This is a genomic window from Faecalibacterium prausnitzii (genome assembly GCF_019967995.1).
Classification (GTDB): Bacteria; Bacillota; Clostridia; order Oscillospirales; family Ruminococcaceae; genus Faecalibacterium; species Faecalibacterium prausnitzii_E.
Genome location: NZ_CP065377.1, coordinates 2,078,848 through 2,093,473 on the forward strand (window position 1 = coordinate 2,078,848; position 14,626 = coordinate 2,093,473).

A 14,626-nucleotide genomic window follows, 5' to 3' on the forward strand; every position below is an offset into this window, starting at 1 on the left:
AGGGCGCTTTTTCTTTGCCCGGAATTGTGGTATACTAAGGTATCTTTTTGAAAGAGGTTTCTATATGAAAGCACATATCGCACGCAACCAGAACGCTGGCATCCCGCTGGCACTGGGCTGGAATCTGTCCGCCGCCGACCGCGGCATCCTGGAGGGCATGGCCCCTGCCTTTGGCATGAAGCTCCTCCTCGTCTCCCCCGCCGATGCAGGCAAGACCGTCGCCCAGCTGCTGGGTGAAGTAGAGACCAAAGCGCCCCGCACTCTGGTGCTGGACCCGAACGCCTACCCGTCGGCCCTTGTCCTCGCCAACTTCAAGGACAAAGACGTGGACACCCTGCTCGATCTCATGAAGCAGGCTCAGGTGAATATCCCGCTCAAAGCCCTCGTGACCCCCTCCAACAAGAACTGGGTCTTCGGCAACCTGCTGGCCCATCTGCAGGAGGAGCACACCGCCTTCACCGCTGCAAAGGAGACCGCCCACGCATGAAACGCATCCTGTCTGTTTTCCTGTCTGCCGCGCTCTGCCTGAGCCTGCTGGCCGGCTGCGGCCGTGCCGCTTCGTCCGGCGCTTCCAGCAGCATCGCCGACGGCCCGCAGCGCTACTCCACCGTGTTCTATGACGCCTTTGACACCGTGACCCAGGTCATCGCCTACTGCGACAGCGAGGAGGAGTTCGCCGCTCAGATGGACGCTCTCCACACCGACCTGCTGGAATATCACAAGCTCTACGACATCTACAACGACTACGACGGCGTCACCAACGTCAAGACCATCAACGACAACGCCGGCCTCGCCCCCGTGACCGTGGACGACAAGATCCTGGGGATGCTGGAGCTGGCCCAGACCATGTACGACACCACCGACGGCAAGCTGAACATCGCCATGGGCAGTGTGCTCAACATCTGGCACAATTACCGTGAAGCTGCCCTCGCCGACACCGACGACAGCAACAACCAGCTGCCCACGCAGGACGAGCTGGATGCTGCCGCCCAGCACTGCGACATCCACGACCTCGTCATCGACGACGCCGCCCGAACGGTCTACCTGACCGACCCGGAGATGTCTCTGGATGTGGGCAGCGTGGGCAAAGGCTACGCCGTGGAGATGGTCGCCCAGGCTGCCGAGGCCCGCGGCCTGACCAGCGCTCTCATCAGCGTAGGCGGCAATCTGCGGGCCATCGGCACCAAGCCCGGCGGCTCCCAGTGGGTCGGCGGTGTGGAAGACCCGTGGAACGCTTCGGACGTCTACACCGGCAGCTCCTCCTCGGTGGCCGCTGTCAAAATGAGTGACCTCTCCCTCGTCACCAGCGGCGACTATCAGCGCTACTATCTTGTCGATGGTGTGCGCTACCACCACCTCATCGACCCCGCCACCCTCTGGCCCGCCGCTTACTTTGACGGCGTGAGTGTGCTGGCCCCCGATTCCGGCGTCGCCGACTGCCTGACCACCGGCCTGTTCTGCATGCCGCTGGAAGAAGGCCAGGCCATCGTCGAGAGCCTCGACGGCGTCGAGGCTCTCTGGTGCACCACCGATGGGCAGATCGTCAAATCCAGCGGATGGGATGAAAAGGCCAACGGATGAGGCTTTGGTCTGCTGAGATTTTCGAAAAATGAACAACACCCCCGGCCTGAGACGTTTGCCGCGTCCCGGACCGGGGGTGTTGTTCTCTCATTCGGTTTTGGTGCTTACCCTGCCGCGCTCTGCGATGCTGCTTCACTGGCGGCAGCGCTGTCAGCATCGGCTGCGTTGCTCTCGGCGGCGGTGCTGTCGGCAGGCTCCGAAGCGGGGGCTGCTTCCCCGGAAGCTGCTTCGCTGGCAGCAGCGGAGTCGCCCGCTGTGGCGAGGATGGCGTCCTGCACCTCGCTGTCCGCCAGCGGCATCGGCTCAGCGGCAGCCGACGACGCGGTGCTTTCGGGCTTGGTCTCGCTGTCGGTCAGGCCGGTCAGATACCAGCTGCCGCTCTGGCGGCTGAACAGATAGTCCATATACTTGGTGGGCGTATCGGAGGCTGCGTTCAGGATGCTGTCATCCGCGCTCTGGGTGGGGATATAGCCCACCGTGACATGGAGCAGGCCGTCCTTCTTGAACAGCCGGGTGACGGTGGCGCGGTAGATGCCCACGCTGCCCGTGACCGGGATCTTGTAGCACTGGGTCGTCTCGTCAAATTCGACGGTCATATCATCCATCTCAAAGCTCTTGTGGGTCATCTTGAAGCTGGGGCCCACGAGCTTGGCCAGATAGGCGTCCACATCCACCGAGGGAAGCAGCAGCTGCTCGGTGTCGGGGTCGGTGTTGTAGTTGTCGAAGCCGCCCTGGGTCTCCTGGATGCTGTACACGCAGCCCCAGACCGCCGCTTCGCGCAGGGTCAGGTCGTCGATGTTCTCGATGCCGTCAAAGGGAACGGGGTCGAACAGGACCAGGCCTTCGATCTTGTCCTCATATTCCTGCCGTTGCTGGGTATCGTCGAACAGGTTTGCCACGGTGCGCACACCGGCGCGCACCACGGTCACAGCACCCACCAGCACCAGCACCGCCACCAGCAGGCCCAGTGCCTGCCGGGCGCGGCGGCGGTGGAGCCGGGCGTGTTCTTCCGGGGTCATATAGGTTTTCATATTCTATTCGTCTCCTAATTGGATATCGTAGGGGCCACACTGTGTTTTAGTATACCACGATTCGCCCCAAAGTGCAAAATCCGGCGCGTGGATTTTTTGTGAAAGCGCGTGTTATTCCCAGCTCTTCCAGACATCGGGCTGATAGCCCACAGTGGCCTGCCGCCCGTTGCGGACGATGGGCGTTTTGAACAGCTGCTGGTTCTCGAACAGCTTGTCCTCCTTCTGCCAGTCCACCAGAGCGTCCAGCAGCGCAAGGGTCTGTTTGTCCTTCGCCGCCGGGTCCACCAGCTTTTCCCAGCCGCCCAGCGCGCGGGCCACGTTCTCAAATTCGCCTCGGCTCATGCCTTTTTCCTTCAGGTCGATCATCTGGAACCGGACGCCCCGCTCCTTGAAATAGCGCTGGGCCTTTTTGGTATCAAAGCACTTGTTCGTGCCGAAGATCTGAATGTTCATCGTTTCATCCTCCCGGAAAGTCTCAGCCTATTGTACCATACTTGCACCGAAAAGCATAGGGATATTTCCACGCCCCGGCGGGAAAACTAGCAGCATCCCAAATTGGAAGGAGGAGCATTCCATGAAAGCATTCGTTGACCCGGACCTCTGCATTGGCTGCACCCAGTGTGCAGGGCTCTGCCCGGAGGTATTCACGATGGAGGGCACCCTGGCCGTGGCCCTTCTGGGTGAGATCCCCGCCGAGGCAGTGCCCCAGGCGGTGGACGCTGCCCAGACCTGCCCGGTGAGCGCGATCCAGATCGAGGCGTGACCCTCTCCGGCATCTTCGGTGCTGCCTCTCCTAATCGGAGAGGCCTTGGCAGGACCGAACGCCTTCCCTCTTCGCCAGAGGCTCCCCTACCAGGGGAGCTGGCGAGCCGCAGGCTCGACTGAGAGGTTGTACGAAGAGGGGCTACATCAAAAATTTTCAAAAAATCCTCCGATATCCTCCGCTTTGTGCTATACTATAAGATGTGAAATTATGTTACGGAGGATCAAAGCCTATGCGTTTACTGGTCATTGACGGCAACAGCATCGCGAACCGTGCCTTTTTCGGCATCAAGCTGCTGACCACCAAGGACGGCCGCTATACCAACGCCATTTATGGTTTTCTGAATATTCTGCTCTCCCTGCTCAAGGAGTGCGACCCGGACGAGGTCGCCGTCGCGTTCGACCTCAAAGCCCCCACCTTCCGCCACAAGATGTACGATGGCTACAAAGCCACCCGCCATGGGATGCCCGAAGAGCTGGCGCAGCAGATGCCGGTGCTGAAGGAGCTGCTGGCCGACCTGGGCTACCGGGAAGTGACGGCCGAGGGCTGGGAGGCCGACGACATCCTGGGCACCCTGGCCGCAGCCTGCGATGCCCGCAAGGACGACTGCTTCCTGGCCACGGGAGACCGCGACAGCCTGCAGCTGGTGAGCGAGAGCACCACGGTCCTGCTGGCCACCACCGCCATGGGCCGCAGCAAGACTGTGGCCATGGATGTGGCCGCCATTGAGGAAAAATACGGCATCCAGCCCCGGCAGCTCATCGAGGTGAAGAGCCTGATGGGCGACACGTCCGACAATATCCCCGGTGTGCGGGGCATCGGCGAAAAGACCGCTCTCGCGCTGGTGCAGAAGTTCGGCACACTGGAAAACGTGTATGCCAATATCGACGACAAGGTCATCAAGCCCAAGCAGCGGGAGCACCTGCTGGAATGCAAGGCCGATGCCGAGCTGAGCCATCTGCTGGGCACCATCCGCACCGATGCGCCCATCGACACCGCCGAGGGCGCTTACAAGGTGGGCGAGGGCAACAAGGCCGCTGCCGTGAAGCTCCTGCAGGAGTTGGAGATCCACTCCCTCATCCCCCGGTTCGGGCTGGATGGCGTCGCCCCGGCGGCCGACCCGGAAACGCTGCCCGCCGTGGAGGGCACCATGGACGTCCTGCCCCTGACGCCGTCCGGGCATTACCTGCTGGCCGCGCGGCCTGCAGTGACCGGCAAGCAGGGCACCAAAAACGTCGTGCTTCAACCGGAAGCCTGGTATGCCGTGCAGGACACCACCGTCTATCCCCTGTCGGACGACGCGCTGGTCCGCCTGCTGGATGACCCCGCCGTGACGCTGGACGTCTTCGACTCCGCCCCGCTCTACGCGCTGGCCATGGCCCACGGCGGCTGGGGCAGCAGCATCGTGTGGGACGGCAAGCTGGCCGCCTACCTGCTGGACGCCTCGGCTTCGAAATATCAGGTCTCCGAGCTGCTGACAAGCTACAAGGCACAGGCCGCATTCACCTGTGAGGCCTGGCCCGATGCCGGTTCGCTGGCCGACCTTTTTGCCCGGATGAAGGCCGAGATCACCGCGCGGGACGAGGATGCGCTGTACAATGACATCGAGTTCCCGCTGGCCCAGGTGCTGGCCGACATGACCCGCACCGGCATCCTGGTGGACCGGGACGGCATTGAGGCGTTCGGCCTGCGGATGCGCAGCGAACTTTCGGAGGTGCTGGCCCGCATCCAGATGGAGACCGACAGCACCAGCTTCAACCCCAACAGCCCCAAGCAGCTGGGCGAGATGCTCTTCGATACCATGGGTCTGCCCCACGGCAAAAAGACCCAGCGCGGCTGGTCTACCGACGCCGAGACGCTGGAGTCCCTGCGGGATTACCCGCTGGTCGAGGACATTTTACAGTACCGTGCCTACCAGAAGCTGAACTCCACCTATGTGGAGGGCCTGCTGAAGGTCATCGCGGAGGATGGCCGCATCCACACCCGCTTCAACCAGACCGAAGCCCGCACCGGCCGTCTCTCCTCCGACAACCCCAACCTGCAGAACATCCCCATCCGCACGGAGCTGGGCAGCCAGCTGCGGGCCTACTTCATCGCCAAGCCCGGCTGTGTGCTGGTGGATGCCGATTACAGCCAGATCGAGCTGCGCATCCTCGCCCACATCACCGGCGACGAACACATGCAGCAGGCCTTCCGCAGCGGAGAGGACATCCACCGCTCCACCGCCGCCAAGATCTACAACCTGCCGTTGGAGGCCGTCACGCCCCGCATCCGCTCTTCGGCCAAGGCCATCAACTTCGGCATCATGTACGGCAAGGGCGCGTACAGCCTCTCGAAGGACATCGGCGTCTCCGTCAAAGAAGCGGACGCCTTCCTCAAAAATTATCTGGCCGCGTTCCCCAAGGTGAGCGGCTACATGGATAAGACCATCGCCGACGCGCGGGCGTGCGGCTACGTCTCCACCCTGTTCGGACGCCGCCGCGCCCTGCCGGAGCTGACCAGTGCCAACCGGAACATCCGGGCCAGCGGCGAGCGGATGGCCCGCAACACCCCCATCCAGGGCACGGCTGCCGACGTCATAAAGCTGGCCATGGTGCGGGTCTGGCGGCGTCTGCGGGACGAGAAAATGGAGAGCCGTCTCATTCTGACCGTCCACGATGAACTCATCGTGGAGGCACCGGAGGCCGAGGCCGAAAAGGCCGCCGCCATCCTGCGGGAAGAGATGGAAGGCTGTGTGCAGTACGCCGTACCCCTGAGCACCGACGTGCACACCGGCAAAAACTGGCTGGAGGCCCATTGATACTATGATCGTTTTAGGAATCGAATCCACCTGCGACGAGACTGCCGCAGCCCTGGTGGAGGATGGCCGACATCTGCTGAGCAACGTCATCTCCACCAGCGTAAAAGAACAGGCGCTGTATGGCGGCGTCGTACCGGAGATTGCCAGCCGCCGCCACTGCGAGTTCATCAGCGCCACCGTGAAAAAGGCCCTGCTGGATGCCGGCAAGACCATCGACGACGTGGACGCCGTGGCCGTCACCTTTGCGCCCGGCCTCATCGGGGCCGTGCTCGTGGGCGTGAACTTCGCCAAAGGGCTGGCCTACTCGGCCAACAAGCCGCTGGTGCCGGTGCATCATCTGCGCGGCCACATCGCGGCGCTCTACCTCACCCATCCAGAGCTCAAGCCGCCCTTCCTCTGCCTGGTGGCCTCCGGCGGCCACAGCCACATCGTGGAAGTGCAGGACTACACCCATTACCACATCCTCGGCCACACCGTGGACGATGCGGCGGGCGAAGCCTTTGACAAAGTGGCGCGGACGCTGGGTCTGCCCTACCCCGGCGGGCCGAGCGTTGCCAACGCTGCCAAGACCGGCGACCCCAAGGCCTACCGCCTGCCGGTGCCCCATGTGGACGGCAAATACAACGTCAGCTTCTCCGGCCTGAAGACCGCCGTGCTGAACGAAGTGAACAAGGCCCAGATGAAGGGCGAGGAAGTCAACGTGCCCGACCTTGCCGCCAGCTTTCAGGAGCGCATCGCAGGCATCCTGGCCGAAAAACTGCTCCTGGCCGCAGCCGACACCGGAGCGAAGCAAGTCTGCCTGGCGGGCGGCGTCGCAGCCAATGGCCGACTGCGCCAGCTCGTCAACGACGGCGCACAGAAGCTGGGTGCCAAAGTCTACCTGCCGGAGCTCAAGTTCTGCGGCGACAACGGCGCAATGATTGCCGCCCAGGGCTACTACCAGTACATCGCCGGGCACACCGCCGGGCTGGAGCTCAACGGCCTGCCCACCCTGCCCATTGACTACGAATAAGATCGTTCAAAAACGAAAAGAGAGGCGTTTCCGTCTGTGCTGTACCCAGATGAAGATGCCTCTCTTTTGTTGCTGTAAGCTGTTTTTTGAACCTATTCCGGCCCTGAGAATGTTTCGATGATATTTGTCGATGACTTCTTATTGTCTGCGAACGGCAGCCTGTTATCAGGCAGGCTTCTTGGCGTCCAAGGATTTAACTTCGTCAACCGTCAACCCAGAGAACAAAGCAATATCTTCGTAGCTCAATTTCTTAGAAGCCAACATTGTCTTTGCAATTTCAATATTCCGTTCTCGAACCGTTTCATTCCGCATTTCTTCCATTGCTCTGCACATAGTTGCCACTCCTTTCGCATCTTGCTTAAAGTATTGTACTCGCTCTGCAAGCACCGGATAGAACATATCCTTTGCATCGGTACAGAAAAAATCGTGCATCAGTTTTCCAAGCGCAGATTCATCCTTGATCTGCGAGTTCACATAGATGATATGTGACTGGTCATTGAAAACAGCACCTGTTTCTTCCACCATGCGATGAATGTGGTAGATTGGCAATCCAGCCTTTAACACATCGTTTTCGGTGATGAAGATAATATATGCCTCGTTCAAATCATCATAGCTGCTGCCTGAATACGTGAGGTTTGCATCCAGCAAGCTGCTGTTGTATCGGTTCACCCGCTTTCTTCTTTAAGAATATCCTACCATAAATCATGATTTTTTACAAGCCGCCGTTCCATAGAAGAGCAGATTGCTCCATCGCGCGGAATCGCGGGGGCGTAACTCGACCGCCTGCAAAAGCCTGAAAATGGTGCAAGCGAAGCAATGCAGCCCCAAAAAATCGGCTTCAGCAAAAAGAAAAGCACCATACTTCCTACGAAGTACAGTGCTTTTTTGGTGGAGAATAGCGGGATCGAACCGCTGACCTCTTGCATGCCATGCAAGCGCTCTCCCAGCTGAGCTAATCCCCCACATGTTTGGTTTCGTGTCTTGCGACGTGAGTTATTATACCAGCAATGGAGAGATTTGTCAACTTCTTTTTTCAAGTTTTTTTATTTTTTGTGTTTCCGGCCGAAGCGGTACTCCTGCCCTGCGCGGATGCGCTGGATGTTGGCACGGTGCATATAGATGACCATGCCGCCCATGATGGCCGCACCGGCCACGCAGACGGCGAGGTCGCCCACGGCCAGCCCCTTGAGCAGACCGTAGAGGAGGGTCAGCACCGGGTACGACGCGGCCATGACGATGCTGCCCAGTGAGACCATGCCGGTGGGCAGCAGGCAGAGCAGGAAGATCGCCGCCAGAAAGGGCAGCAGAATGGGCTGGATGGCCAGAATGGCACCGCCCGCCACCAGCACACCCTTGCCGCCCTTGAAGCCAAAGTAGAGGGGCTTCAGGTGGCCGACCACGGCCAGGATGGCGGTCAGATAAACGCCGAGGTAGGGCGAAACGGCTGCGTGTTCGGGCAGGAAGCCAAACAGCCACCGGCCGATGCAGACCGCCGCCACGCCCTTGAGCACATCTCCCGCAGCGGTCAGGGCTGCGGCTTTTTTGCCAAAGGTGCGCAGCATATTGGTCATGCCGGCGGCACCGCTGCCGTAGTTGCGGACATCATCGTGGTAGAGATACTTACTGACCAGGATGCCGGTGTCGATGCTGCCCAGCAGGTATGCCTGCGCCGCGGCAGCGAGGACGATCAGGATCGTCATCATCAACAGTCTGCCCCCTTACACATCCTTTGCACCGACCGAACCGGTGCCGCGCTCGCGGATGACCAGCCGGATGGGCGTGTGCTCCAAGCCGAAGTTCTCGCGGATCTGGTTGATGAGGTAGCGCTGATAGCTGAAGTGGAACAGCTGCTTGGAGTTGACGAAGGCCACGAACGTCGGCGGACGGGTGGAGGCCTGGGTCAGATAGAAGATCTTCAGGCGGCGGCCCTTGTCGCTGGGCGGCTGCATCCGGGCGGTGGCGCGGGCCAACATCTCGTTCAACACGCCGGTGGGCACACGGGCACCGTTCTGGGCGTCCACATCGCGGATGAGCTGCATCAGCTTGTTGACGTTATAGCCCGTCTGTGCGGAGATGAAGATGATCGGAGCATAGCCCATGAAACTGAAGCACTCGGCATAGCCGCGGCGCTGGAGCTCCATGGTGTTGGTCTCCTTGCCCTCCACGGCGTCCCACTTGTTGACGACGATGATACAGGCCTTGCCCTGATCGTGGGCATAACCGGCTACCTTGCTGTCCTGCTCGGTGAAGCCGACGGTGGCGTCCACGAGGATGAGAGCCACGCGGCTGCGCTCAACGGCTGCCAGCGCGCGCACGACCATATACCGTTCCAGTCCGTCGGTGATGTTGCTGCGCTTGCGCAGACCGGCGGTGTCGGTGAAGATGAACTTGCCGTAGGCGTTGTCCACAGGGGTGTCGATGGCGTCGCGGGTGGTGCCGGCCTCGTTGGCCACGATCATCCGGTTCTCGCCCAGGATGCGGTTGGTCAGGCTGGACTTGCCCACGTTGGGGCGGCCAATGATGGCGACCGGGATGCGGTCCTCCTCCACCACGGTCTCGCTGAAATCCAGATGGGCGCAGACGGCATCCAGCAGGTCGCCGGTGCCGTGGCCGTGGACGGACGAGATGGGCATGACTTCCTCAAAGCCCAGGTTGTAGAACTCGTACAGCTCCATGGGGGCCTCGCCGACATTGTCGCACTTGTTGACGGCCAGGATGACCGGCTTGTGGCTGCGGCGGAGCATGTGGGCCACGTCCTCGTCGGCAGCGGTCAGGCCGTTGCGGACATCCACCACCATGATGATGCAGTCGGCGGTGTCGATGGCGATCTGTGCCTGCTCCCGCATGTGGGCCAGGATGCCCTCGGTGGCCTTCGGCTCGATGCCGCCGGTGTCCACCAGCAGGAAATCGTGGCCGTTCCACTCGCAGTTGGCAAAGATGCGGTCGCGGGTGATGCCGGGGGTATCCTCGACGATGGCCAGACGCTGGCCGCACAGTTTATTGAACAGGGTGGATTTGCCCACGTTGGGGCGGCCCACGACTGCTACGATCGGTTTGCTCATGGGGGTTCCTCCTTTCAGAGTAGTCTCTTATCTCTTATCTCAATGTCTTCTTCTCGAAATATGCAGGCCGCTGCGGAGCAGGGCGCGGGCTTCGTCGCCGCCGCTGACGGGCAGCACCTCTACCTTGACGCCCAGCCGCTCGCCCAGCTGCGCAATGGTCACATCGTCCAGGAAGGTATCCTTCTCTTCCCGCAGCATGACGGCCGGGATGCCCAGCGTCCCGCTCTTCAGGCGGCCCTCGCACTGGGCGATGATGTCGGTGGCCGTCACAAGACCGGCCACGCCGACATTGCCGCCAAAGAACTTATTCTGGATGGTGTGGACCGTGACCTCGATCATCGGGTACTGGCGGTGAAGCTCGTCCATCATCTCACAGATGAGGGGGGATGCCATGGTGCCCGTGACCACATCCAGCTGCTTGGTGCCGTAGATGCGGTGAGGCTTTTCCAGCTCGGCCAGAAACTCTTCGCGGAACAGGCTCATCATGCCCACGCCGTTTTCCAGCTGGTCGTAGTCCTCATAGAACTCCGGCGGCGGGATGGGCCGCCCTGCCTTGAGATACCACTCGTCGCTGGGGTAGATGATCCGCTTGCCGTGGCGACGCTTGCACTCATCGCCGAACGCTTCCAGAATGTCGATGACAGCAGCACTCGTCTCGGCGTCGTAGGGCACCTGCGGGTAGAGGTTCTTGCGGTAGTCCGTCACGCCGCAGGGCACGGCGGCTATGCTCTGCACCATAGGGGTCAGTTCCAACAAGTCGGTCAGAGTGCGGCGCAGCTCATCGCCGTCGTTGATGCCCCGGCAGAGCACCAGCTGGCAGTTGATGGCGATGCCGCCCTGCACCAGGCGGGGCAGGTATTGAAGCACCTCGCCGCCGCGCCGGTTGGCCAGCATCCGGACGCGGAGCTGGGGGTTGGTGGTGTGGACCGAAATGTTGATCGGCGAGATGTGCATCTTGATGATGCGGTCGATCTCATGGTCCTGCATGTTCGTCATGGTGATATAGTTGCCGAACAGAAAGGACAGGCGCTCGTCGTCGTCCTTGAAGTAAAGGCTCTCGCGCATACCGGGGGGCATCTGGTCGATGAAGCAGAACATGCAGTGGTTGGAGCAGGTGTGCTTCTCGTCGCCGAGGTAGGTGTGGAAATCGCAGCCAAAGGGGCCGCGCTCCTCCCGGCTGACATCCCATTCCCGGATGCCGTCCGCCACCTTTGCCTTCAGGTGAAAGCTCCTGCTGTCGGTATAAAAATCGTAGTCCAGCGTATCGTTCAGTTCATTGTCGTCCACGCTCAGCAGCTCGTCGCCGGGCTGCAGGCCCAGCGCCTGGGCCTCGCTCCCCTCTTCAACGCGCTCGATCTTGATCGCCACTCTGCTTCACCTGCCGTTTCTGCTTCCGGCCAAACGACCGAATCACAAATTTTCCGTACGTTCGTCTCAATTCAGTTCCATCAGACTTCATCCGACTGCCAATGGCTCCCACTTTGGGGGAGCTGGCGCGAAGCGCCTGAGAGGGTTGGACAAAAGAAGAAGGGGAAGGCATTGCGCCATCCCCTTCTCAACATAACACCAATGTGCCACCAATTTTGCGCAAATTAGGCCTTCTTGATGACTTCCTCGCCCTTGTAGTAACCGCAGTTGCCACATGCCTGGTGGGGGAGCTTCAGAGAGCCACAGTTGCTGCACTTGACCAGTGCAGGGGCCTCCAGCTTCCAAACATTGCTGCGACGCTTGTCGCGGCGGGCCTTGGAAAGATGTCTCTTAGGTACTGCCATATTTTTGCACCTCCTTGATGGGTTTCTCAGTTCAGCAGTGATTTGAGGATCGCGAGCCTTGCGTCAGCGGGAGCAGTCTCCTCTTCCTCTGGCGGGCAGACACACTCTGCCTTCTTCTTGCCGCAGCGAGGGCATAACCCCGCGCAGTCCGGGCTGCACAGCAGCACCGTCGGGATCTGGAACAGGAACTCCTGGGCCAGCCATTCGTCCACATCCAGATGGCCTTTTTCGTCCAGCGGAAGATCGAAATCCGGGTCGTCCAGATCTCGCTCCTTTGCCGTCCACTCCGCTTCGACCGCCTCTTCCCGTTCGACCGGGTCCAGGCAGCGGGCGCACTCTCCGTGCACCAATGCTTTTGCCCGCAGTGTCATCCGGACTTCGTCGCCGTCCGTTTCTGCATCAAAGCAGGCGGTCACAGGCTGTTCGATCCTTGCGCCGGCAAAATCCCTGGCAGACAAATCACAGGGAAACTCTGCATGGTAGGGCTTCGTGCCGGTCGCGATAAACTTTCTCAGGTCAAATTGCATAGTACACCTCATAAAAGGCTGCTTTGTTAGTATAGCGCCAAAGCGTTCCTTTGTCAACACCAAAACAGGCAGAAAACCGAAAAAATTTCAAATTTTCCGGTTTCCTGCCCGCTTGGATGGTTTCCGTTCAGAAAATCACAGGTACTTCTTGACGTTGTGGGGCAGCTCGGCCTCGTCTGCGCTGACGGTGACGACGACGCGGACGGAATCACCGGCGATGGCAGCGATCTCGTCCAGCACCACGCCCAGGCGGTTGATGTCGTGGTTCAGCACCTTCAGGATGCCGTCGATGTACAGATCAGTGATGTCGTAGTTGCTTGCCATCAGGCCTGCGATAAAACCATACAGCATCTCGCCGCCGGAGATCTTGTACTCGTCCAGATCGATCAGGCGAGCAGCAGGAGCGATGTCATAGGTGAGCTTCATGCCCTTTTCGACAACGACGACGTTGCCCTTGGAGGTCTTGACCGAATCATTGATCATGTCGATCATTGCTTTGGTCTTACCGGAGCCCTTTGCACCAACAATCAGTTTAATCATAGTTCTGTCCTCCTGTATTTTCCACGCCTTGCGGCGGGAGATCATTTATTTTCCAGCTTACTTCAGCTTTGCTTCCAGCTCGGCGGTCAGGTTCTCGTAACCCGGCTTGCCCAGCAGTGCGAACATGTTCTTCTTGTAGCTCTCAACACCCGGCTGGTTGAAGGGGTTGACGCTCAGCAGGTAGCCGCTGCAGGCGCAGGCACGCCAGAAGAAGTAGATCAGATACCCCACATTATAAGCAGTCAGGTCGTCCACCTCGATCACGACCTCCGGCACACCGCCGTCGGTGTGGGCCAGGATGGTGCCTTCCATCGCCTTGCGGTTGACCACGCTCATGTTCTGGTCAGCCAGGAAGTTCAGGCCGTCGAAGTTGCCCTCCAGCTTCTCGATGAAGAGATCCTGTGCAGGCTTTTTGACATCGACGATGGTCTCAAACATGAGGCGGGCACCCTCCTGGATGAACTGACCCATGGAGTGCAGGTCGGTGGAGAAGATGCAGCTTGCGGGGAACAGACCCTTGTTGTCCTTGCCTTCGCTCTCGCCGAACAGCTGCTTGTACCACTCGTTCATCAGGGTAAAGTTCGGCTCATAGCACTCCAGGATCTCCACAGCCTTGCCCTTGCGGTACAGGATGTTGCGGATGGCGGCGTACTTATAAGCGTCGTTGTCCTCGCTCAGGACGGAGAAGCGCTCCATGGCGCCGGCAGCGCCCTTCATCAGTTCGTCGATGTCGATCCCGGCAGCGGCGATGGGCAGCAGGCCCACAGCGGAAAGGACGGAGTAGCGGCCGCCGACGTCGTCGGGAACGACGAAGGTGGGCCAGCCCTGTGCGTCCGCCAGCTGCTTCAGGGTGCCCTTGGCGCGGTCGGTGGTGGCATAGATGCGCTTGTTGGCCTCTTCCACGCCCATCTCATCTTCCAGCAGCTTGCGCAGCACACGGAAGGCCAGGCTGGTCTCGGTGGTGGTGCCGGACTTGGAGATGACGTTAATGGAGAACTTCTTCCCCTTGCACAGAGCGATGATATCGTTCAGGTAGGTGGGGCTGATGCTGTTGCCGCAGAAGTAGATCTTCAGGCCGTTCTCGATCTCGTTGTGGTACAGGCCCTTGACGGCCTCGATCACAGCGCGGGCACCCAGATAGCTGCCGCCGATGCCGGCCACGACCAGCACTTCGGAGTCCTCACGGATCTTCTGCGCTGCTTCCTTGATGCGGGCGAACTCTTCCTTGTCGTAATCGCGGGGCAGATACATCCAGCCCAGGAAGTCATTGCCGGGGCCATTCTTGGCTTCCAGCTGCCGGTGTGCGGCCTCCACCTGGGGATAGATGGCCTTATATTCCTCTTCGTTGATAAAACCGGAGAGGTGCTTTGTATTCAGAACGACACTCATTCTCTCAGAACCTCCAAACATTTTGCCGGGCACGTTGCCCTGCGAGGGTTTATCTTGGTATAAGTGTACCGTTCCAACGCCGCAAAGTCAAGGCCAAAATCCCAGGATTTCATACAATTTTAATAGTGTTCTTTTGGTCGTCCCGACAT

At 60.2% G+C, this 14,626-nt stretch carries 15 protein-coding genes and 1 tRNA gene; 5 read left to right on the top strand and 11 right to left on the bottom strand.

Going from position 1 to position 14,626, the window contains the following annotated elements:
• Positions 1–64 precede the first annotated feature (64 nt).
• Entirely contained in the window at positions 65–487 is a 423-nt protein-coding gene (locus tag I5P96_RS10245) for a DUF3783 domain-containing protein (protein WP_223381957.1), read from the top strand.
• Positions 484–1,581 carry an FAD:protein FMN transferase gene (locus I5P96_RS10250; RefSeq protein WP_223381959.1) on the top strand — a complete coding sequence of 366 codons (1,098 nt, stop codon included), beginning with the start codon at positions 484–486 and terminating at the stop codon, positions 1,579–1,581. The genes I5P96_RS10245 and I5P96_RS10250 overlap by 4 nt, the downstream gene beginning before the upstream one ends.
• Before the next feature lie 104 nt (positions 1,582–1,685).
• Here I5P96_RS10250 and I5P96_RS10255 read toward each other — a convergent pair whose 3' ends face one another.
• Both I5P96_RS10255 and I5P96_RS10260 read right to left on the bottom strand, forming a co-directional pair.
• Positions 1,686–2,612, bottom strand: a complete 927-nt coding sequence (locus I5P96_RS10255; RefSeq protein ID WP_223381961.1) for an Ice-structuring protein — start codon at positions 2,610–2,612, stop codon at positions 1,686–1,688.
• A gap of 111 nt (positions 2,613–2,723) precedes the next feature.
• Positions 2,724–3,065, bottom strand: coding sequence for an arsenate reductase family protein (locus tag I5P96_RS10260; RefSeq protein WP_207685532.1), 342 nt, complete (start codon positions 3,063–3,065; stop codon positions 2,724–2,726).
• A 121-nt stretch (positions 3,066–3,186) separates the two neighbouring features.
• On the opposite strand from I5P96_RS10260, the gene I5P96_RS10265 reads away from it, so the two are divergent.
• The 3 genes from I5P96_RS10265 (at position 3,187) to tsaD (ending at position 7,187) form a co-directional block, all read left to right on the top strand.
• Positions 3,187–3,375 (top strand): ferredoxin, encoded by a 189-nt coding sequence (locus tag I5P96_RS10265; RefSeq protein ID WP_223381963.1) that lies wholly within the window; start codon positions 3,187–3,189, stop codon positions 3,373–3,375.
• 232 nt (positions 3,376–3,607) lie between these two features.
• Positions 3,608–6,175 (top strand): DNA polymerase I, encoded by a 2,568-nt coding sequence (gene polA, locus I5P96_RS10270; RefSeq protein ID WP_223381965.1) that lies wholly within the window; start codon positions 3,608–3,610, stop codon positions 6,173–6,175.
• Between the two features lie 4 nt (positions 6,176–6,179).
• Positions 6,180–7,187, top strand: coding sequence for a tRNA (adenosine(37)-N6)-threonylcarbamoyltransferase complex transferase subunit TsaD (gene tsaD / locus I5P96_RS10275; protein ID WP_097792682.1), 1,008 nt, complete (start codon positions 6,180–6,182; stop codon positions 7,185–7,187).
• 165 nt (positions 7,188–7,352) lie between these two features.
• Here tsaD and I5P96_RS10280 read toward each other — a convergent pair whose 3' ends face one another.
• From I5P96_RS10280 to I5P96_RS10320, 9 genes are all read right to left on the bottom strand, one after another.
• Positions 7,353–7,856: a hypothetical protein gene (locus I5P96_RS10280; protein WP_223381966.1), complete on the bottom strand. Its 504-nt coding sequence runs from the start codon at positions 7,854–7,856 to the stop codon at positions 7,353–7,355.
• A gap of 217 nt (positions 7,857–8,073) precedes the next feature.
• A tRNA-Ala gene (locus I5P96_RS10285) sits at positions 8,074–8,149 on the bottom strand.
• A gap of 81 nt (positions 8,150–8,230) precedes the next feature.
• Entirely contained in the window at positions 8,231–8,890 is a 660-nt protein-coding gene (gene plsY / locus I5P96_RS10290) for a glycerol-3-phosphate 1-O-acyltransferase PlsY (protein ID WP_223383754.1), read from the bottom strand.
• A gap of 15 nt (positions 8,891–8,905) precedes the next feature.
• Entirely contained in the window at positions 8,906–10,249 is a 1,344-nt protein-coding gene (gene der, locus I5P96_RS10295; RefSeq protein ID WP_097792690.1) for a ribosome biogenesis GTPase Der, read from the bottom strand.
• 39 nt (positions 10,250–10,288) lie between these two features.
• On the bottom strand, positions 10,289–11,617 hold the full coding sequence (locus I5P96_RS10300) for a DUF512 domain-containing protein (RefSeq protein ID WP_207685535.1): 1,329 nt from the start codon (positions 11,615–11,617) through the stop codon (positions 10,289–10,291).
• A gap of 224 nt (positions 11,618–11,841) precedes the next feature.
• Complete coding sequence (gene rpmF / locus I5P96_RS10305; protein ID WP_005920250.1) at positions 11,842–12,021, bottom strand: 50S ribosomal protein L32; 180 nt, start codon at positions 12,019–12,021, stop codon at positions 11,842–11,844.
• Positions 12,022–12,047: 26 nt separating this feature from the next.
• A complete protein-coding gene (locus I5P96_RS10310) occupies positions 12,048–12,548 on the bottom strand; it encodes a YceD family protein (RefSeq protein WP_118551645.1) in 501 nt (166 codons plus the stop codon).
• Between the two features lie 135 nt (positions 12,549–12,683).
• Positions 12,684–13,088, bottom strand: a complete 405-nt coding sequence (locus I5P96_RS10315) for an ATP-binding protein (RefSeq protein ID WP_118551643.1) — start codon at positions 13,086–13,088, stop codon at positions 12,684–12,686.
• 57 nt (positions 13,089–13,145) lie between these two features.
• Entirely contained in the window at positions 13,146–14,477 is a 1,332-nt protein-coding gene (locus I5P96_RS10320; RefSeq protein WP_223381967.1) for a glucose-6-phosphate isomerase, read from the bottom strand.
• Between the last annotated feature and the right edge of the window lie 149 nt (positions 14,478–14,626).